Genomic DNA, 18980 nt, shown 5'->3' on the forward strand with positions numbered 1-18980 from the left:
CGGGCCGCCGCCCTCAGCCTCTACGGTGGGTATCCGGGGTGGACGGCCGAGGGGGGCCCGAATGCTGAAGGGTGCGGTACGCAGTGCCCGGGCGCGCCCGGTCGCGCTGCTCTGCCTGCTGGTGGTCGCGGTGGGCAGCCCATGGAGCCAGAGCCGGCTCGCGGACCTCGATCCGGAGGGGGAGTCGGCACCCGGGTGGGTCGTCCGGTGGCTTGCGCACGGCATTCTGTGGACCCCGGCCTGGCAGCTGTCGGCGACCGGTCCGGTCGGCCGGACCTGGGCCGAGACCGGCGCGCAGGCCGCCGTCGTGGTGGGCATCCTGGTGGGGATCGCGGTCCTGCTGCCCCGGGTGCGGGGCAGCGTGGTGAGCGGCGGTGCCCGTACGGCCGCCACCGTCGGCGCCTGCGTGCTCACCGTGGTGCCCGCAGGCGCGCTCGGCTGGGCCGTGCTGCGGCTCTTCGGGCCGGACTATCCCGGGATGGGGGAGGCACTGGTCGTCCGCCTGGAGCACGCGGCCTGGTTCGGTCTGCTGCTCGGCCTCGTCGGCGCGGTCCTCCTCGCCGACAGCGGCGGCCCGCACACACCGGCGGCCTGGCGACCCACCGCGACCAAGGGCAGGGGCATGGGCAGGGGCATCGGCATGGGCAGGAGGGGACGGATGGCCGGCATGGGCACTCCGCTGCCGCAGCTGGAGGCGCAGGCGACCACCGGGACGGCACCCGGCGACGTCACCCGCTACCTCTGCGCGGCCGCGTACACCGACGAGGTCTTCGCCCGCCGGGTGGTGGAGGAGGTCCTGGCCGACGAGTTCAGCGCGGTCGCCCCGTCGGTGGGCGTCGACCTTGAGGCGGTGGCCCGCCACTGCCTGGCCGCCCGGGAGCTGCGCAACCGACGCGACCTCAGACTGGCGGCCGCGAGCGCGGCGGTGCTGCTCTTCGGTCCGCTGTGGCTGCCGCTCGGCGCACTCGCGGTGAACGCCGCCGCCAGGATGGCGGCCAGGGAGTCCGATCGGTCCTCCACCCGGGGGGACAGCGGGCAGGCCGGCGTCGCGGCCCTGGGCCGGGCCGGCGTCCTGCTGGCGCTGCTTCTGCTCCTCGGGGCCTTCGCCGGTGCCGGGCTGTCCTCGGTGCCGATGCCCGCCGTCCTGCGCTGGCTGACCGGCAGCTACCTGCTCGGCCTGCCCGCGCTGCTGGTGCTCTGCGCGGCGACCGCCTCGGCACTGCGGGTCCTGGTCGACCACACCTTCACCATCGACCGGCTGCTGCGCACCTCCCTGCGCAGGGAGGTGTTCTCAGCGGCGGACGCCCCCGCGCCCGCCGCCCGGAAGACCTGGGTCACCGAGCGCCTGGCCGCCGTCAGGCGGGCGCAGGACGGCAATGTCACCGTCTACAGCGGATACACGCCGTACATCGGCTTCGCGGCGGCCCAGTCCAGCTGGTCGCTGGCGGTCCCGATCCTGCCGCCCGCCGCACCCGGGGGCCTCGGCGGGCCGCGCGACGACGTCACCGACTTCACCGTTGTCGACCTCCTGGACCACCTGCGTACCCGGCTGCGCGACATCGCCGACCGGCATGGCGCCCTGCCGCTGCCCGAGGGAGGTGCCAGGACCGCCGAACTCCTGGTGGAGGACCGGGTGTTCGTCAATGGCGCGACGCTCGCCGACGACGACCGGTTCTTCGAGGAGGACCAGGTCATCCCCTGCGCCCGGATCGCACCCGAGATGGTGTCCGACATCGCGCTCCACCCCGACGGCACCGCCCGGCACCACTTGGGCGTGCACGTCCCGCTGTGGGGCGGGGAGGTCGTGCCGAGCGTCTTGCTGCACCTGTCCGCGACGGAGCAGACCCTGCACCTGCGGTGCGGGACCCATGTGGTCGGGCCGGTGCCCGCCGCCTACCGCACCGTCGACCGCCTGCCCGCCCGGTCCACGCCGCAGTGGCGCCGCCGGCTGCTCGTCCAGGCCCTCGGCCAGGCGGGCGGCGCGCTGCTCGCCGCACTGCCGGCCGCCTGGCGCCACGCCAGGTTCGAGGCCCGGCAGGCCCGGCGGGCGCTGCGCGACCTGCGTGCCCTCCAGCAGGACCCGGCCTTCGACTACGGCGCGCGGTACAGCATCAGGGAGCTGGCGCTCAGCACCGAGTACCACAACTACTTCCAGGTGGTGGACGGCGCCCGGGTCATCGCGGCGGTCGAGCGCCATGTCCTCGCGGGGGTCCGCGACTTCCTGGAGGAGCACGGCGTGGACACCGCCGACTTCCGGGCCCAGCAGCAGACCATCCTCAACCAGGGCGTCATCCAGCAGGGCGGGGTGAGCGTGGTCGGCAACCAGGCCGTCGGCCAGGGCGCCAGCGCCATCCGGAACCAGGCGCCCGCCGACTCCCCTTCCCCCACCCGATAGGCTTCCCCCACCCGATAGGCGGCGTCCGATGTCCGAAGGCACCCCCCGTCCCCCCGCCGTCAACCAGGGCGTGCAGCAGTCCGGCGGCACCAGCTACACCGGCAACCAGGCCGTCGGCTTCCAGGCCCAGGCGGTCACCGGCAGCGTCGGCTTCCAGACGCCCGACGCCGCGCCGCGCATGCGGGCTGCCGAGGCGCTTGACATCGTCGCCGGGCTGCTGGAGGAGCACCGCACGGCGCTCCCCGACGCAGCCGCCGCAGTGGCGCAGATCCGCCGACTGCGCGAGGAACTGGACGAGGAGCAGCCGGAGCCGCGTGTGCTCAGCCGGGCCCTGGAGCGCCTGACCGCGTTCGTCCAGCCCGTCACCCCTCTGGTGACGGCGGTCGCCCAGCTCACCCAGGCCGTGCAGGGCGCTCTCGGCCACTGAGGCCCCCGACGCCGCCGGGGCCGCCGGGGCCGCCCGGCCCGCCCGGCCCGCCCGCGCGCCGAAACGGCGCGAGGCATTCGAGTGACGCGCCGGGGACCGGAGTGGGCCGAACCGGCCAATGTCGTCCATGCCGCCCCGAGGCTCTTCGTACACGAGCAGTCGAGAGTTAGTGTGGAGACTAGTTGCCTGGGAAAACCAACCGCTCCCCCTCTCACTCACCGAAGGCGTTCCGAGATGAACCTGAAGGTGACCATCGACCGAGACCGCTGCTGCGGCTCCGGCCAGTGCGTACTGACCGTCCCCGCGGTCTTCGACCAGAGCGAGGACGACGGGCTGGTCCTGCTCCGCCGGGACCAGCCGGAGCCCGCGCTCCACCCCGATGTCCGGTTGGCCGCCGCCCTGTGCCCGGCAGGTGTGATCGCCGTGCACGACGAGCCCGCCTGACCGGCTCCCGCCCTTGGTCCAGGCCCGGATCGCCGAGCCCGGCCCGCGCGTGGACCCGTGCCGCGTACCACCCGTACCGCGTATCGCCTCTCGCGCTACCCGCATGCGAAGGAGTACCGCACCCATGACTCCCGCCACCGCCGCCGACGGCACCAGCCAGTCCCTCGTCCTGCCCGCCTCCCGGGCCACCGGCTGTCCCTTCGACCCCCCGCCCGCGTACGACCAGGCCCTCCGGCATGAGCCGGTGCGCCGGGCGAACCTCTGGGACGGCACCTCCTGCTGGCTGCTGACCGGCTACCACCAGGTCCGCTCCGTACTCGGGGACCGCCGCTTCAGCGCCGACGCCCGGGTGCCCGGCTTCCCGTTCCTCTCCCCGGGCCGACGCGAACTCGTCAACCGGACCACCCCGTCCTTCATCCGGATGGACGACCCCGAGCACGCCCGGCAGCGCCGCATGCTCACCGGTGACTTCATCATCAAGCGGGTCGATGCGATGCGCCCGCAGATCCAGCAGGTGGTGGACGACACGCTCGACCGGATGGTCGCCAAGGGAGCGCCGGCCGACCTGGTCACCGACTTCGCCCTGCCGGTGCCCTCACTGGTCATCTGCCTGCTGCTCGGTGTGCCCTACGAGGACCACGAGTTCTTCCAGCGGCACAGCCGCACCCTGCTCGACCTGGCCTCGGGCCCCGAACCGGTGCGGGCGTCCATCCAGTCCCTCACCGACTACCTCTCCGACCTCACCGCACGCAGGCGTCGGGACCCGGACGACAGCGTCCTCGGCCGACTGGCCCAGCGCGAGGACATCAGCCTGGGGGAGGCCGCCTCCATGGGCCTCCTGCTGCTCGTCGCCGGCCATGAGACCACCGCCAACATGACCGCGCTCGGCACCCTCGCCCTGCTGCGCAACCCCGACCAGGCCGCCCTGCTGCGCGGCGAGCCCGACCTGGCCAAGGGCGCGGTCGAGGAACTGCTGCGCTATCTGAGCATCGTCCACTCGGGCCTGCCGCGGGTGGCCCTGGAGGACGTCGAACTCGACGGCACCCTGATCCGGGCCGGTGAGGGCGTGATGCTGATGCTCTCCACCGCCAACCGGGATGCCGGACTCTTCGAGGACGGTGACCGGCTCGACATCACCCGCGAGGCCCGCCGCCACCTGGCCTTCGGCTTCGGGGTCCACCAGTGCCTGGGGCAGCCGCTGGCCCGGGTCGAGCTCGAGGTCGCCCTCCGGACCCTCTTCGGCCGGCTGCCCGGCCTGCGCCTCGCGGTCCCGTTCGAGGAGATCACCTACCGGACGGACATGGCCGTCTACGGCGTCAACGAGCTGCCCGTCAGCTGGTAGCCGCGCCGGGCCCCGGCACCCCCGCGACCGCCCCCGCGAGCGACCCCGAGCCGACCGCCGCCGAGCCGCCCGCCGAGCACAAGCGCTCGGCGGGCGTCGCGCATGCCGGGCCTGCCGCGCCCGCCGTCAGGCCAGGTCGTCGCAGCGGCCCAGCGCATCCGGCTGGTGCTCCTCCACCCGCCGCAGCATCCGCCCGAGCGCCCCGGCCAGGTCGGCCCGGGCGCCCGGGTCGGCGTCCTGGAGCAGCGCCTCCTCGAAGACGGCCGCCATCCGCATCGACTCCAGCCACTTCTCCCGGCCGAGCTCGGTCAGCTCGATGTTCACCCGGACCCGGTTGCTCTCGTCCCGGCTGCGGGTGACCAGCCCCGCCGTCGTCATACGGTCCACCCGGTGGGTCATCGCCGCCGGGGTCAGCCCGATCCGCCTGGCCAGCTCGCCCGGCCCCAGCCGGTAGGGGCTGCCGGCCACGATCAGCGCCTTCATGACCTCCCAGTCGGCCTGGCTGATGCCGAGGTCGGTGAGGTGCCGGGAGTACGCCACGGACATCCGCCGGGCCAGCCGGGACAGCGTCGAGACGATCGTCTCCACCTGCGGGTCCACATTCGGGAACTCGCGTTGGTACACAGCCACTTGCTCGCTGATGGCGAGCTCTTGCGGCGGTTCCTGGGGATCTCTCATGCCGGACAGTCTCTCATGCTGAAGTCTTCGAGCCCGAAGAGTTGCACTGAGAAGACTTTAGATGTTAAATCTTTCCCGTTGAAGTTGGTGGCTGTGGGAAAGGTGGTACCGGGGTGGCCCGGGGGATGAGGGGCGGGGCGTCGGCAGGCGCGCTGCGCCGGGTGCAGATCGGAAACGCGCTGAGCTCGTTCGGCGCGGGGTTCACGATCCCCTACATGTTCGTGTACGTGGCCCAGGTGCGGGGGCTGGGCTCGATGACCGCCTGGCTGGTCTTCACGGTGTACGCCCTGGCCGCCCTGGTCGTCCTGCCGTTCACCGGCCCCGGCCTGGACCGGTACGGACCGCGCCCGGTGCTGACGGTCGGCGCGCTGCTGGCCGCCGTCGGCGCACTGGTCTTCGGCCATGCCGCCACGAGCGGGACGGTCGTGGCCGCCGCCTTCCTCTTCGGGGCCGGCGCGACCATCGTCCAGCCGGCCCTGGCCACCATGGTCGTGCGCTGCACCGGACCCGCCCGGCGGGCGCACGCCTTCGCCGTGCAGTTCACCGTGGCCAACCTCGGTCTGGGCGTGGGCGCGCTGATCGGCGGTCAGATCGTCGATGTCTCCCGGCCGAGCAGCCTGACCCTGCTGTTCACCATCGAGGCGCTGATGTTCCTCGCGCTCGCCGCCGTCACCGGGACCGTCCGGGGGCCGGCCGTGTCGGCCGGGGCCGCTGTGTCCGGGGCCGCTGTGTCCGGAGCCGCACCGGCCGAGCGCGGCCGGTCCGACCTGCGGACCCTGCTGCGGGACCGGGCCATGGTCCGGCTCTGCGCGCTCGCCGCGCTGATCTTCTTCGCCTGCTACGGGCAGTTCGAGTCCGGCGTCTCCGCCTACGCCACCGGCACCGTCGGCATCTCGCCGTCCACGCTCGGCCTCGGCCTCGGCGCCAACACGCTCGCCATCGTGCTGCTGCAGATGGTCGTCGTCCGCTTCACCGCGCGCCGCCGCCGGACCACCGCCATCGTGGCCACCGGCGCGGTCTGGCTGGCCGCCTGGGCCGCCGCCGCGCTGGCCGGACTGCTGCACGGCACCACGGCGGTCGCCGTGGGCGGGATGATGACGACCTATGTGCTCTTCGGCGTCGGCGAGGCACTGCTCGCCCCCACGCTCGGCCCCATGGTCGCCGACCTCGCCCCGGCCCACCTGCTCGGCAGCTACAACGCCGCGTTCGCCCTGGTGAAGCAGATCGCCATCGCGCTCGGCCCCGCCGCGGGCGTCCTGCTGGTGGGCGCCGGCCTCTCCCCGCTCTATCTGCTGGCGATGGGCGCGACCACCATCCTGCTCGTGGTGCTGGCACTGCGGCTGCGCCCGGCGCTCACCCCGCTCCAGGACAACGCACCCGGCGCGGTCCGCCCGAGCCTCGGCGTGGCCGGGACGGTGGCCCGGCCGCAGCGCGCCGCCGAACTGCACGCGGCCTGAGGGATCGACACGCACGAGGGCCGGTCCGGGACTCCCGGACCGGCCCTCGCGCATGCGCAGCGGCGTCAGAAGCGGCGTCAGAAGCGGCGTCGGATCACGGGTAGGAGACCACGTTGGTGGGCACCGTGCCGGTCACCGTGACTCCGCCCGTGTCATTGATCACATGGGAGATGGTGCCCATGTAGCCCAGCGAGACGGTGAGCACGCTGTGGAACTTCACACCCGAGGCGGTGGGCACCTCGAAGGCGTGGTAGGCGTTGACCGCCGGGTTGACGTTGAAGTAGCAGTAGCTGCCCAGCCCCCACGCCTCGTGGGTGGTGACACCGGGCGCGACCTTGTAGGCGGCGTAGCCGTTGATCCCGCTCGGGCTCTTCCAGGCGGCCTGGTTCGGCACGTCGTAGGGCATCTCGTTCTGGAAGAAGATGGTCCTGCCGCCCTGGCCGTTCCAGGTGACCTCGTACTTCTGGTAGTGCTCGACGAAGAGACCGGTCGCCAGGACGTTGTTGCCGTTGACGATGACGCCGTTGTCCGCCGTGTTGATCGTCCAGCCGACCGTGCCCGCGTTGCCGTGGTCGGCACGCCAGGCCCAGATGTGGTCGATGATCGTGTTGCTGCTGTTGACGATCAGGCTGGTCGTCGCCTTCCCGGCGATCTGGCCGCCGATCCGGAAGAAGACGTCCTGGACGGTGGTCGGGTTGGAGGCGTGGCTGGTGCCCGCCGACCCGGTCGGGCCGACGGTCAGCAGGGCCGCCGAGTTGGTCGTGCCGGCGTCGAACAGCAGGCCCTTGAGCCGGACCCCGTCCACGTCGGCGACCTGGAGCGCATTGACCCCGTTGTCCGGGACGAACGTCGGGTAGCCGATGCCGAGCACCACCGTGTTGGCCTTGGTGACATTCAGCGTCTGGTTCAGGTGGTAGACGCCGGGGGTGACGAAGAGGTTGCAACCGGCGTTCAGCGCGGCATTGATGGTCGCGGCGGTGTCGCCGGCCTTCACCACGTAGAACTGGCTCATCGGCAGCGAGCTGCCCGGGGTGCTGCCACCGGCCCAGCTGGGACCGGAGGCGTTGGTACGGAGCGAGGGCAGGAACACCCGGTACTTGCCGGAGCCGTCCACGTACAGATACGGCACGTCACGCGAGACCGGGGTGGTGGCCAGCGTGGTCTCCGGGGGGTTGGGGAAGGTGGTCGCCGGAGCACCGGTGGTGCCGGAGAAGACCATGTTCCACACGCCGCCGTCCCAACTGCCCAGGCTGCTGTCGCGGGTGTACCACTGCTGCTGCGAGATGGACGCGGTCTGGCCGGTCACCTTGCTGTCCGCGATGTAGCCACCGCTCGCCCAGCCGTAGCTGGCGGGGTAGAGCTGGAGGTTGCCGCGCACGTCGATCCGGCGGAACGGAGCGGCCTGCGCGACCGCCCAGCGGTTGGAGCCGCCGCCCGGGTTGATCGCCAGGTTCTCCGCCGAGCGCCAGAAGTTCTGCGTCGCGTTGCCCGCGTCATCGGCGTTGAACGCGTCGACGGTGACATGGCCGTTGATGGTGACGTCGTCCGGGTTCTGGCCGAGGCCGGCCACCGAGGTGTAGAAGCCGACGTTCGACTCGATGTTGTAGGTGCCGGGCTTGAACAGGTCCGCCACGCGGTTGTTGGAGAACTGCGCGGTGGCGGTGCTCTTCATCGCGGCGAACTGGGCGTCGAGCTCCGCCTGGATGGTGGCGGCGGACATGCTCGGGTCGTAGATGTGGACGTTCGGCCCGAAGTTCGGGGTGTCCGACTGGGTCGGGCAGCCGGTGGTGCCGCCACCGTTGCCCCCGGTGGTGGTGCCCCCGGTGGTGGTGCCTCCGTTGGTGCCGCCGGTGGTGGTGCCTCCGGTGGTGCCGGTTGAGCCGTGGGTGTAGGTGAAGTGGGGGGTGTCGTACTGGGGGCCGCTCTTCTCGTAGGTGAACCAGTACTCGACGGCGGTGCCGGTGGTGAGGGAGCCGATGGTCTGGGTCCAGGTGCCGCCGTTGTTGGCCATCCGGAAGTTCTGCTGGTTGGCGCCGTTGACCAGGTAGTGGATGTCCACGTACGCGGCCGGGGTGGTCGGCTTGAAGGTGATCTGCGCCTGGGTGCTGCTGAGCTGGGTGGCGCTCTGGGTGTAGTCGGAGGCGTCGGCGGCCGCGACCCCGGCTGCTGAGGTGAGGCCCAGCAGCCCGGCCAGCGCCAGCACAAGGGCCGCGAACAGGGCGACGGTGCGCCGGCCCGGCCGTGGCGGCGCGGAGCGCGGAAGAGTGGTTCTGCGCATAGGAGAGAGGATCCTTTCGCCTGACTTCGGGAAGTGAACGCCGATCGGCTGGGGGAGGGCTCAGGCGCCCAGGGGGGGTGAAGTCCGTACCTCGGTGACCGCGCGATCTTCGGCATGCGATGAGAGCGCTCTCAACGAAGTGTCATGGTCACCTCCATAAGCGTCAAGTGCTCGCGCGGGTGGGGCTCTTGTCCCGCGACCGTCCAAGAGGTGAATGTCGCCTCTGGGCTTGACGTGTACCCGTCGCCTGATGACACTCCTTCTCGACGCGGGTTCCCTCCGCGGATCGTCTGAGAGCGCTTTCATTGGCGCTGTCTCGAAGCCTCCGCGCCAGAGGATGGCCGCGACTTCCCGCCGCCGACCTGCCCTCCACCTCTGAACGCAGGCGAAAGGATCCTCTCTCCTATGCGCAGAACCACTCTTCCGCGCTCCGCGCCGCCACGGCCGGGCCGGCGCACCGTCGCCCTGTTCGCGGCCCTTGTGCTGGCGCTGGCCGGGCTGCTGGGCCTCACCTCAGCAGCCGGGGTCGCGGCCGCCGACGCCTCCGACTACACCCAGAGCGCCACCCAGCTCAGCAGCACCCAGGCGCAGATCACCTTCAAGCCGACCACCCCGGCCGCGTACGTGGACATCCACTACCTGGTCAACGGCGCCAACCAGCAGAACTTCCGGATGGCCAACAACGGCGGCACCTGGACCCAGACCATCGGCTCCCTCACCACCGGCACCGCCGTCGAGTACTGGTTCACCTACGAGAAGAGCGGCCCCCAGTACGACACCCCCCACTTCACCTACACCCACGGCTCAACCGGCACCACCGGAGGCACCACCACCGGCGGCACCAACGGAGGCGGTACCGGCCCCGTGCCGGGGACCATCCCGATCAAGATCACCAACAACTCCGGCCGCGGCGACGCCGTCTACATCTACAACCTCGGGACCCAGCTCTCCAGCGGTCTCCAGGGCTGGGCCGATGCCAATGGCACCTTCCACGCCTGGCCGGCCGGGGGGAACCCGCCGACCGCCGCCCCCGACGCGTCGATAGCCGGTCCCGCCAACGGCAAGTCGATCACGATCCAGCTGCCCAAGTTCTCCGGCCGGGTCTACTTCTCCTACGGCCAGAAGCTCGTCTTCAAGCTGACCACCGGCGGCCTGGTGCAGCCTGCGGTGCAGAACCCGAGCGACCCCAACCACGACATCCTCTTCAACTGGACCGAGTACACGCTCAATGACAGCGGCCTCTGGATCAACAGCACCCAGGTGGACATGTTCTCGGCTCCGTACGCCGTGGGCGTGGTGTCCACCACCGGCGCCGGTCAGACCACCGGCCATCTCAAGACCGGCGGCTACACCGGGTTCCTCAGCGCGCTCAGGAGCCAGTCCGGCGGCTGGGGCGGCCTGATCCAGACGCGTTCGGACGGCACCGTGCTGCGCGCTCTGGCGCCGGGCCACGGCATCGAGTCCGGCGCGCTGCCGAGCACCGTCCTGGCCGACTACATCAACCGCGTGTGGGCGAAGTACGCCTCCTCGACGCTGACCGTGACGCCGTTCGGCGACCAGCCGGCGCTCAAGTACTACGGCCGGGTCTCCGGCAACGTCATGAACTTCACCAACTCTGCGGGCGCCGTCGTCACCAGCTTCCAGAAGCCCGACGCCGACAGCGTCTTCGGCTGCTACAAACTGCTGGACGCGCCCAACGACCTGGTGCGCGGCCCGATCTCCCGCACCCTCTGCGCGGGCTTCAACCGCAGCACGCTGCTGACCAACAGCAACCAGCCCGACGCGAGTTCCGCCAACTTCTACCAGGACGCGGTGACCAACCACTACGCGCGTCTCATCCATGCGCAGATGGCTGACGGCAAGGCCTATGCCTTCGCCTTCGACGACGTCGGCAACTACGAGTCGCTGGTGCACGACGGCAGCCCGCAGCAGGCGTCCATCACGCTCGACCCCTTCAACTGATCCCTCCGGTACGGTCGGTGGCCCGCTCCCGCAGGAGCGGGCCACCGCCTCACCGCCCTGGCGCTCCGGCCCGACCCGGTGGTCGCCTTGGACACCCACCTCGACGCGTCCCGAAGCGGGCCCGGACCGGGCCGCCCCCACGGCGTCCCCTCATCAGGCGACGTCGACCCAGGACTCCCGATCGGCCGTGCACGGCCCGCCCCGATGCACGGCGAGCCCTCCCCGCACGATGTCCAGGGAGACCGTGGCCAGCGTCTCCCAGCGCGTGCCGAGCGCCGCGTCCGGCTGCGGGTGGCTGCAGATCTCCGCACCCTCGTCCAGATGGCAGGTGAGCGCCTTGATCAGCGCCGCCCGGTCCGGCTCGCCGAGGGCCGCCGTACGCTCCTGGAGGACGTCCATCCGGTCGTAGGTGCCCTTGTCCTCGGCTCCGATGACCTCGCCGGTGGCCAGTGCCGGGTCGACGAAGTGGTTGGTCCGCAGCAGATAGCCGTCGTCACGCGGGCGCAGCAGCACCGATCCGGCCGGGCTCAGCTCGACCGCCACCGCGCCGGCCCGCCCCGCCGCGTGGTCGGCCAGCGTCAGCGAGCTGGAGGCCGCAACGGGTGTACGGGTGGCCAGTGCGGCGGCCTGGGGGACGTCGGCGCAGGTGTCGAGCATCCGCCGGGCCAGCACATGCACCGGTATCCATGACTCCGCCGGCTCGGCCGACTTGTCCGAGGTGTGGCCGAGGATGTTGAAGTGCAGGCCCAGACCGGCCGTGTTGACGCCGATCTTGCCGACGATGCCGTACTCCGTCACCGTGTGCACCACCCGGCCGTCAGGGTGCTCGATGGTCCAGACGAACCAGCCGTCCCGCATGCCGTCATGCCAGTCCCAGGTCTGCGCGGTGACCGGCGGACGCCCATCGGCGGGGGTGTACACGGCCGTTGAGCACTCCGGCTGCTGGATCCGGCCGAAGCGGCCCAGAATCTCCGTGCGGGCGTTGAGCGCGGCGATCCGCCACAGCGGCAGGCCCGCACCCCGGGCGATGCCGTCCATCTCCTCGGCCAGCTCCGGGGCCCAGGCGGCGATGTGCTCGAAGGCCCGCAGACCCCAGTCGGTGACCTCCTGCGGGGCCGCGCCCGTTGCGGCGAACAGCTGGTCGTAGAAGGTGGCGGCGTGCCGGATGGGCTCCGGGAAGGCCCTGCCCAGCTGCTGCCCGCGATCACCGGGGGCTGCCTTGGCCGACCGGAAAACCGTAGGGGTGGTCACGATGTCTCCTCCATGGCGAGCGCCCTGCGCTCGTCCTCGCTGATGCGGCGCGGCTTCCAGCCGGGTCCGGGTACGGACCGGCGCAGCATCCGGGTGTAGGGGTGGTGCGGGTCGTCGAGGATGCGGGCCGTGGGGCCGGACTCCACGATCCGGCCCTTGCGCATGACGATCGCCTCCTCGCTGATCTGCCGTACGACGGACAGGTCGTGGCTGATGAAGAGGTAGGTGAGACCGGTGCGCTCCCGGATGTCGGCCAGCAGGTTGAGGATCTGCGCCTGGATGGAGACGTCCAGGGCGGCCACCGCTTCGTCCAGCACCAGCACCTTGGGTTCGGCGGCGAGGGCACGCGCGATGGCGACCCGCTGCCGCTGACCGCCGGAGAGCGCGGAGGGAAGCGCGCGGGACTGCCGTTCGTCGAGGCCGACATCGGCCAGCAGCCGGGCGATCCGGTCCTCGCGCTCCGTCCGGGAGGGCTTGAAGTGCAGATCGACCACCTCGCCCAGGGCGTCGCGGACCGATCTGCGCCGGTTGAGGGAGCCATAGGGATCCTGGAACACCATCTGGATCTCGCGTCCGCGCCGGCGCCGTTCGGCCGCCCCGACGCGTTCCGCCCGGCGGGGGCGGCCGAGGACGGTGATCTCGCCGGAGGTGGGCGTCTCCAGGCCGACCAGCATCCGGGCGACCGTGGACTTGCCGGAACCGGACTCGCCCACGATCGCGAGCGCGCCCCCGGCCCGGACGCTGAAGCCGACACCGTCCACGGCGGTGAAGTCGGCCGAGCCCCGGCCGTCGGGGCGGCGGACGCGGAACACCTTGCCGAGCCCGCTCACCTCCACCACGGGGTTGTCGTCAGACGGCATCGCTCGCCTCCTTGTCCGAACGCCGCAGAGCGGACTCCAACTCCTCGGTGCGGTGGCACCTGACCCGCCCCTCACCGACCGGCCGCAGGACGGGCGCGGTGGCCGTGCACTCCGGCTCGGCGTACGGGCACCGAGGCGCCAGGGCGCAGCCGGAACCGGCCTCGAACGCCGAGATCGGCCGTCCCGGGATCACCTCCAGGCGGTCCGCGACCTGGTCGATCCGGGGCCGGGAGTCCAGCAGCAGCCGGCTGTACGGGTGCCTCGGCCGGTCCTCAAGCGCCTGCGGCCTGGCCTCCTCGACGATGGAACCCGCGTACATGACCGCGATCCGGTCGCACACCGCACCGGCCAGCTCCAGGTCGTGGGTGATGAAGAGCATGGCCAGGCCGTGTTCCCGGCGCATCTCGTCCAGGATGCCCATCACCTCGGACTGGGTGGTGACATCCAGCGCCGTGGTGGGCTCGTCCGCGAGGATCAACCGGGGGCGGACGGCGAGCGCCGCCGCGATCACCACGCGCTGGAGCAGCCCGCCGGAGAGTTCATGCGGGTACTGGCGCATCCGGCGCGCGGCGTCGGGGATGCCGACGTCGGACAGGATGCGCTGGACGCGGGCGCGCGCCTCCCGCGCATCCTCCCGGTGGTTGGCGATCAGCGCCTCCACCAGGAAGTCCCCGACCGTCGAGACGGGGTTGATCGCGGCACGCGGGTCCTGATGGATCACCGCGACGTCATGGGAGCGGAAGCGCCGCAGCTCCTTGCCCGGCATGGCCAGGACGTCGGCGCCGTCGAAGTCGATCCGCCCGGACGCCTCGGCCCCGCGCGGCAGCACCCGCAGGATGGAGCGCACCGTCATCGACTTGCCGGAGCCGGACTCGCCGACCAGGCCGACCGCCTCGCCCGCCGCGACGTCGAGTGAGACGTCATGCAGTACGGGACGTCGCTCGCCCTCGACGTTCAACGTCACATGGAGAGCGTCCAGACGCAGCAGCGGGCTCATGCGCGTCCCCCCGCCTTGCGGCCACCGAGGCGTTCGCCCAGCACGCTGAAGGCCGCGACCGTGAGGACGATCAGCAGACCCGCGTACAGGGACTGCTGGGGGAACCCCTTCACCAGGGACGCCTGGCCGCTGGAGACCATCAGGCCCCAGTCGGCCGTGGGCGGCTGGACACCGAGGCCGAGGAAGGAGATCGCAGCGAGTTCGATCATGGCGGTCCCGAAGTTGATGGTGGCACCGGTGAGGATCTGGGGGGTGATGTTGGGCAGGATCTGCCGGATGCAGATGACGAATCCGGAGAAGCCCTGGATCTCGCCGGACGCGACGTAGGGCAGCATGCGTTCGCGCAGCGAGACGCTGCGCAGCACCCGTGCGGTGTACGGGGTGAAGCCCACCGCGAGGGCGAGGGACGCCTGGAGCAGCCCCCGGTCGTACATCGCGATCACGATGACGGCCAGCAGCAGGCTCGGGAAGGCGAACAGCACGTCCAGCAGGCGGGAGATCAGATTGTCGACCCGGCCGCCGAACCAGGCTGCGGCCAGCGCGAGCGCGGTTCCCAGCACGGCGGTGACCGTGACCACGATCAGCGGGCCCAGCAGGCTGGTACGGGCGCCCCAGATCAGCCGGGAGAGCAGATCGCGACCCGAGTTGTCCGTGCCGAGCAGATGCTCGGCGCTGGACGGCTGGTAGGTACCGGCGAGGTCGAGCTGGAGCGGGTCGTGGGGAGCGATCCAGGGGGCGAGGAGCGCGACGACGGCCAGCAGGGCGATGACGGCGGCGGAGACCGTACCGGCGACGCCGACATGGCGGACGAAGCGGCGGACGGGGTTCCGGCGGCCGGTGGGACCGCCGTTGCGGTCGGCCTTTGCGGTGGAGCCCGGGGTGGCTCTCTCCGGGACGGTGGCGGTGTCGCTCATCAGCGCTTCCCTCCCAGCTGGAACCGGGGGTCCAGCCATGCGTAGAGCACGTCGACGGCCAGGTTGACCAGGCCGAACGAGACCACGAGGGCCAGCGCGATGGCCTGGACGACGGCGAAGTCCTTCTGGTTGACCGCATCGACCAGCGCGGAGCCGAGGCCGTCCAGCGAGAACGCCTTCTCGACCACGGTCGCGCCGGCGATCAGGGCCGCGATGTTGACGCCCACGATCGTGGTCACCGGCAGCAGGGCGTTGCGCAGCACATGCCGCCGGACCACCAGGGAGCGGGGGAGTCCGCGCCCGGTCGCGATGGCGACATGCTCGGACTCCTTCTCCTCCATGATCGAGGTACGGGTGATCCGGGCGACCACCGCGCCCGAGGGGATGGCGAGCGCGATCGCGGGCAGGGTGAGGTGCCAGAGCCGGTCCGCAAGGCCCTCGCCGGACCCGAAGACGGGGAACCAGCCGAGCTGCACCGAGAACAGGTCCATGAGCAGAAGCGCGGCGAAGAAGGTGGGGACGGCGAAGCCCATGCTGGTGACGACCACCGAGGTCGTGTCGAGCAGGCCGCCGCGCAGCCCGGAGACCACGCCGACCAGCACGCCGAAGACGACGATCAGTACGGCGGCGTACAGGGTGAGCAGCAGTGTGGAGCCGACCCGCGGGGCGAGCAGGCTCGACACATCCTGCCGGAAGACCAGGGACTGGCCGAGGTCCCCGCGGACGACGCCGGTGATCCAGTCCCAGTAGCGGAGCGGGAACGGCTCGTCGAGGTGGTACTGGGCGCGGATCGAGGCGAGCGCCTCGGGGCTGATCGAGCGTCCCTGGGTGAGGAAGGTCTCCGGCCTGCCCGGTGCGAGGTAGAGGGCGCTGAAGATGAGGAAGCTGGCAACGATCAGGGTCGCGACCAGCCCGAGCAAGCGTCGGAAGAGGAATCCGAGCATGGCGGCTCCTGCTGGAGAAGCCGGCGGGGGAGCACGGCGGGGCATGCCGCCGTGCTTCCCGCCGGGATTGCGGTGGAGAAGGGGTCCGCACCGGGAGAGGGGTGGTCCGGCGGGGCGGGTGGGCCGGCGGAGGCCGGTGGTCCGGCGGAGGCCGGCGGGTCAGCGGGGGCCGGCGGGCAGGTGCCGGCTCACTTGGCGGAACCCACGGCGGCGGCCCACGGGTAGTACAGGTAGTCGAAGGAGGCGGGCGCCCCGGTGATCCTGCTGTTCATGAAGAGCCGGGTCGAGGGGGCGACCATCGGCAGCCAGGGGGTCTTGGCCATGTACTTGGCCTCGACCTCGGTGGTGAGCTCCGCCCGCTTGGTGTCATCGGTCTCCGCCGATGCCTGCTCCAGCAGCGTGGTGATCTCCGGGTCGGTGAAGTTGTCGTAGTTGTCGGGGGACCCGTGGTCGATGTGCCTCCGCAGGAAGGCCAGCGGCTCGGGCACATCGAGGTAGTTCGTGGTCACGAACCCCGAGTAGCCCTTGCGGGCCTCGGCGTCGGAGAAGAGCGCGCCGTACCGGGCGCTCGGCACGCCCTGCGGCCGGATGTCGAGGCCGATCTTCTTTCCGGAGCTCTGCACCTCCGCGAGGATGTCCTCGTAGACGGTCCGCTCGCTGGGATAGGCGATGACGATCGGCCCGCTGGGCCGGCCGGCCTCCTCGACCAGCTTCTTGGCGCCGTCGATGTCCACGGTGGTGGGGCGCAGCTTGTCGTACGCCTTCTCGTACACCTCGGAGGCATAGGAGGAGGAGCCGGGGGGCACCACCGACCGCAGGGGCGCGGCGGTTCCGGCGAAGACGGTCTTGGCGATGGCCTCCCGGTCGACGGCCGCCAGCAGGGCGGTGCGCAGCCTCGGGTCGGCGAAGGGGCCTTCCCCGGTGCCGATGATGGCCACCAACTGCATGGACCTGCCCAGGTAGAGCGTGCCGTTGGCGGCGTTGGACAGCTGGTCGACGGCGTCGGTCGGGACGTCGTAGGAACCGTCGATCTCACCGGTCTTCAGCGCATTGGTGAGGGTGGCCGGGTCCACGATGAAGCGGAAGTCGAACTCCTTGGCATGGGCCTTGCGCGCCTGGTCCCAGTAGGAGTCATTGCGCACCATCGTGATCTGGGAGCCCTTGTCCCACGACTTGAGCGAGAAGGGGCCGGTGCACATGACGCCCTTGTCCGGGGTGCCGAACTTGGCTCCGGCCTGCCGGGTGAAGGCGGCCTCGGTGATCGCGCCGAGCGGGGTCGCCATGTACTGGTTGATGACGACGTCCGGCTTCTTGAGCGTCACGGTGACCTGGAGGTCGCCGGTCTTCTCGATGCTCGCGATATTGCCGGTCAGCATGGACGAGGCCCAGAACGAGCCCTCGGCGGGGTCCATGTGGCGCTTCAGGCTGTAGACGACGTCATCGGCCGTCATCTCCTTGCCGTCCCAGAACTTCACGCCCTTGCGGAGGTCGTACACCCAGGTGGTGGGCGTGGGGTGGCTGGCCGATTCGGCGAGCCCCGGCGTGACGGAGTAGTCGGGGTTGACCCGCATCAGGCTCTCGCAGAGGTTGGAGAGCACCTCGTTCTCGGGGTAGTTCGCCGACTTGAGCGGATCCAGCGAGGTGGGCTCGCCATAGGGCACGTTCCATGTCACCCGGTCCGCGTCGCCCTTGGCGGCCGGGGTGTCGACGAGTGTTCCCGCGTCGGTGCTCCGGTCACCGCTCGGGGGGTGTGCCGGATTCCCGCATCCGGCCAGCGAGATCACGCCTGCGACAGCGCAGGCGACAAACGCTCTGTTGCGCACTTCAGCCCTTCCTGGCCTGTCCCCGGTGATGCGGCGGCGGCACCTGGCGTGCGCTGGACACCGCATCCACCGGGGGTGGACACCTCGGTGGGTAGAGTTGCCTACCAAAACGTTTTGGTCAATCGTTTTGGGTGTAGTTTTTTCCGCGACGGTCTCAGGAAGGTTGGGCAGAGCGTGATGGCTTCATCCGGGCGGGTGACGATCCGTGATGTGGCACGTGCGGCCGGGGTGTCGGTGACCACCGTCTCCCATGTGCTCAACGGCAAGGGCGCGGTCGCGCCCGCCACCCGTGAGCGCATCCTCCGCATGGCTGACGAGCTGCGGTACCGGGCCAACCCCGTCGCCCAGAGCCTGCGCGGCGGTCGCACCGGGCTGATCGCGCTGGCCATCCGCCCGCTGGACGCCATCGGCTACACGCTCCAGGGCGTGGACCACTTCGTCCGGCTCGCCGGAGCCGCCGCGACCACGGCGCTCGACCGGGGGTTCGGGCTGATGCTCGTACCCGACCTCACCCGGTCCTCCGTCCCCGCCGCCATGAACCTGGACGGCGGCATCGTGGTGGACCCGTTCGTCGGCGACCCGGTCCTGGCCGAACTGCTCGACCAGGGACTGCCCGTGGTCAGCGTCGGCCGCGACCCGGCCCGCCCCGAGCACATCTGGTGGGCCGGGACCGACGACCGTGCCGAGACCCGCCGCATGCTCGATCTGCTCGTCGCTCGCGGCGGGCGCCGGATCGCCTTTGTCGCGGGTACGGACGACAACGCCTGGAACCACGACTCGATCGCGGCCTACCTCGCCTGGGCCGAGGAGCGCGGCCAGGAGCCGATCCTGGAGCGGGTCCCCGAGCAGCGCGGAGAGGAGGGCGGCACCGAGGTCGCGGGAGTGCTGTTCTCCCGCCCGGCTCCGCCGGACGCCGTCCTGGCCAACACCGGCCGCCACGCCGTCAGCATCGCGCGGGTGGCGATGTCGCTCGGCTGGGACATCCCCGGCCGCCTCCTCGTCGCCGCCGGGTCGGACAGCGAGCACACCCGCTTCGCCACCCCCGGGATCACGGCTCTTGAGCTCGCTCCCGAGGCGACCGGCAGGCTCGCCGTGGAACTCCTGCTGGAGCGTCTGGCCGGTGGTGCGGAACCGGTGCCGCCGAGGATCGCGCCGGCGGTGCTGCATGAGCGCGCCTCCACCGCCCGCGCTCTGTGACCGGCCGGGTC

At 71.4% G+C, this 18980-nt stretch carries 14 protein-coding genes and 2 pseudogenes; 8 read left to right on the top strand and 8 right to left on the bottom strand.

Annotated features, from left to right (window positions below; all coding sequences use genetic code 11):
• Positions 1–61 precede the first annotated feature (61 nt).
• From C7M71_RS29740 to C7M71_RS29755, 4 genes are all read left to right on the top strand, one after another.
• Positions 62–2395 carry a hypothetical protein gene (locus tag C7M71_RS29740; RefSeq protein ID WP_114914639.1) on the top strand — a complete coding sequence of 778 codons (2334 nt, stop codon included), beginning with the start codon at positions 62–64 and terminating at the stop codon, positions 2393–2395.
• 28 nt (positions 2396–2423) lie between these two features.
• The gene (locus C7M71_RS29745; RefSeq protein WP_111495334.1) at positions 2424–2822 is read left to right on the top strand and encodes a DUF5955 family protein; all 399 of its coding nucleotides are present in this window, start codon (positions 2424–2426) and stop codon (positions 2820–2822) included.
• Between the two features lie 234 nt (positions 2823–3056).
• Entirely contained in the window at positions 3057–3266 is a 210-nt protein-coding gene (locus tag C7M71_RS29750; RefSeq protein WP_111495336.1) for a ferredoxin, read from the top strand.
• 124 nt (positions 3267–3390) lie between these two features.
• Positions 3391–4608 (top strand): cytochrome P450, encoded by a 1218-nt coding sequence (locus C7M71_RS29755; RefSeq protein ID WP_111495338.1) that lies wholly within the window; start codon positions 3391–3393, stop codon positions 4606–4608.
• Between the two features lie 126 nt (positions 4609–4734).
• On the opposite strand, the gene C7M71_RS29760 is transcribed toward C7M71_RS29755, so the two are convergent.
• The gene (locus tag C7M71_RS29760; protein WP_111495002.1) at positions 4735–5286 is read right to left on the bottom strand and encodes a MarR family winged helix-turn-helix transcriptional regulator; all 552 of its coding nucleotides are present in this window, start codon (positions 5284–5286) and stop codon (positions 4735–4737) included.
• A gap of 125 nt (positions 5287–5411) precedes the next feature.
• Between C7M71_RS29760 and C7M71_RS29765 the strand changes: the two genes are divergently transcribed.
• Positions 5412–6743 (top strand): MFS transporter, encoded by a 1332-nt coding sequence (locus C7M71_RS29765; RefSeq protein WP_111495000.1) that lies wholly within the window; start codon positions 5412–5414, stop codon positions 6741–6743.
• Between the two features lie 94 nt (positions 6744–6837).
• Here the strand turns inward: C7M71_RS29765 and C7M71_RS29770 are convergent, their stop codons facing one another.
• Positions 6838–9021 carry a hypothetical protein gene (locus C7M71_RS29770; RefSeq protein ID WP_114914640.1) on the bottom strand — a complete coding sequence of 728 codons (2184 nt, stop codon included), beginning with the start codon at positions 9019–9021 and terminating at the stop codon, positions 6838–6840.
• Between the two features lie 405 nt (positions 9022–9426).
• On the opposite strand from C7M71_RS29770, the pseudogene C7M71_RS33325 reads away from it, so the two are divergent.
• Together C7M71_RS33325 and C7M71_RS29775 are read left to right on the top strand one after the other, a co-directional pair.
• Positions 9427–9789, top strand: a pseudogene (locus C7M71_RS33325) (hypothetical protein); the annotation flags it as partial.
• A 96-nt stretch (positions 9790–9885) separates the two neighbouring features.
• Positions 9886–10983, top strand: a pseudogene (locus C7M71_RS29775) (glycoside hydrolase family 64 protein); the annotation flags it as partial.
• Between the two features lie 153 nt (positions 10984–11136).
• Here the strand turns inward: C7M71_RS29775 and C7M71_RS29780 are convergent.
• The 6 genes from C7M71_RS29780 to C7M71_RS29805 all read right to left on the bottom strand — a co-directional run bounded on the left by C7M71_RS29780 (position 11137) and on the right by C7M71_RS29805 (position 17772).
• Complete coding sequence (locus tag C7M71_RS29780; RefSeq protein WP_111490471.1) at positions 11137–12234, bottom strand: C45 family autoproteolytic acyltransferase/hydolase; 1098 nt, start codon at positions 12232–12234, stop codon at positions 11137–11139.
• Positions 12231–13094, bottom strand: coding sequence for an ABC transporter ATP-binding protein (locus tag C7M71_RS29785; RefSeq protein ID WP_111490472.1), 864 nt, complete (start codon positions 13092–13094; stop codon positions 12231–12233). The genes C7M71_RS29780 and C7M71_RS29785 overlap by 4 nt, the downstream gene beginning before the upstream one ends.
• Positions 13084–14091 (bottom strand): ABC transporter ATP-binding protein, encoded by a 1008-nt coding sequence (locus tag C7M71_RS29790; RefSeq protein WP_111490473.1) that lies wholly within the window; start codon positions 14089–14091, stop codon positions 13084–13086. The genes C7M71_RS29785 and C7M71_RS29790 overlap by 11 nt, the downstream gene beginning before the upstream one ends.
• The gene (locus C7M71_RS29795) at positions 14088–15005 is read right to left on the bottom strand and encodes an ABC transporter permease (protein WP_111490474.1); all 918 of its coding nucleotides are present in this window, start codon (positions 15003–15005) and stop codon (positions 14088–14090) included. The genes C7M71_RS29790 and C7M71_RS29795 overlap by 4 nt, the downstream gene beginning before the upstream one ends.
• Positions 15005–15949 (bottom strand): ABC transporter permease, encoded by a 945-nt coding sequence (locus tag C7M71_RS29800; RefSeq protein ID WP_111490475.1) that lies wholly within the window; start codon positions 15947–15949, stop codon positions 15005–15007. The genes C7M71_RS29795 and C7M71_RS29800 overlap by 1 nt, the downstream gene beginning before the upstream one ends.
• A 188-nt stretch (positions 15950–16137) precedes the next feature.
• Positions 16138–17772, bottom strand: a complete 1635-nt coding sequence (locus C7M71_RS29805; protein WP_162824471.1) for an ABC transporter substrate-binding protein — start codon at positions 17770–17772, stop codon at positions 16138–16140.
• A gap of 210 nt (positions 17773–17982) precedes the next feature.
• Between C7M71_RS29805 and C7M71_RS29810 the strand changes: the two genes are divergently transcribed.
• On the top strand, positions 17983–18969 hold the full coding sequence (locus tag C7M71_RS29810) for a LacI family DNA-binding transcriptional regulator (RefSeq protein WP_162824473.1): 987 nt from the start codon (positions 17983–17985) through the stop codon (positions 18967–18969).
• Positions 18970–18980: the final 11 nt, after the last annotated feature.

Source organism: Peterkaempfera bronchialis (assembly GCF_003258605.2).
GTDB lineage: Bacteria > Actinomycetota > Actinomycetes > Streptomycetales > Streptomycetaceae > Peterkaempfera > Peterkaempfera bronchialis.